1 protein-coding gene is annotated in these 818 nt (G+C 61.6%); it reads right to left on the reverse strand.

Going from position 1 to position 818, the window contains the following annotated elements; all coding sequences use genetic code 11:
* Window positions 1-47: 47 nt before the first annotated feature.
* Entirely contained in the window at window positions 48-608 is a 561-nt protein-coding gene (locus PG887_RS22500) for a recombinase family protein (protein ID WP_001161490.1), read from the reverse strand.
* Window positions 609-818: the final 210 nt, after the last annotated feature.

Genomic DNA, 818 nt, shown 5'->3' on the forward strand with positions numbered 1-818 from the left:
AGGGTGTCCCGCTCCGTGGCCGAGAGGATCAAGCGACGCGGCATGTGTCAGTCGTCCGTGCGGAGGTACTGGTAGAGGGTTTCCCGGCTGATGTTGAACTCGCGGGCAAGCTGCGCCTTGGGCTCGCCGGCCGTCGCTCGCTGCCGCAGGGTAGCAGCCTGCTCATCGGACAGGGCTTTCTTGCGGCCCCGGTACGCGCCACGCTGCTTGGCCAAGGCGATGCCCTCACGCTGCCGCTCGCGGATCAGGGCGCGCTCGAACTCAGCGAAGGCCCCCATCACCGACAGCATCAGGTTGGCCATCGGCGAGTCCTCGCCAGTGAACACCAGGCCCTCCTTCAGGAACTCGATGCGCACGCCGCGCTGAGTCAGCTTCTGTACCAAGCGACGCAGGTCATCGAGGTTGCGGGCCAGCCGATCCATGCTGTGCACCACCACTGTATCGCCTTCGCGGACGAAGCTCAGCAGCGCTTCGAGCTGGGGGCGCTGGGTGTCCTTGCCCGATGCCTTGTCGGTGAACACCTTGCTCACCTGGGTTTGTTCCAGCTGGCGTTCCGGGTTCTGGTCAAAGCTGCTGACCCGGACGTAGCCGATGCGGTGCCCCTGCACGATGTCTCCTTGGTTGAAGGCGGCTTAAGTGCACTTTCTGTTCCGTTGTGCCTCAAAGCCCATTTCTGTCAGGCTGAAATCTATAACCTTCGCGGGCATGTGTCAAAAAATGGGAAAGCAGACTCTATTCTGACTGTCGTTTTCAGAAGACGGCTGCACTGAACGTCAGAAGCCGACTGCACTATAGCAGCGGAGGGGTTGGATCCATCA

Origin of the sequence: Aeromonas sp. QDB14 (genome assembly GCF_027707845.1) — a bacterium.
Taxonomy (GTDB): Bacteria; Pseudomonadota; Gammaproteobacteria; order Enterobacterales; family Aeromonadaceae; genus Aeromonas; species Aeromonas caviae.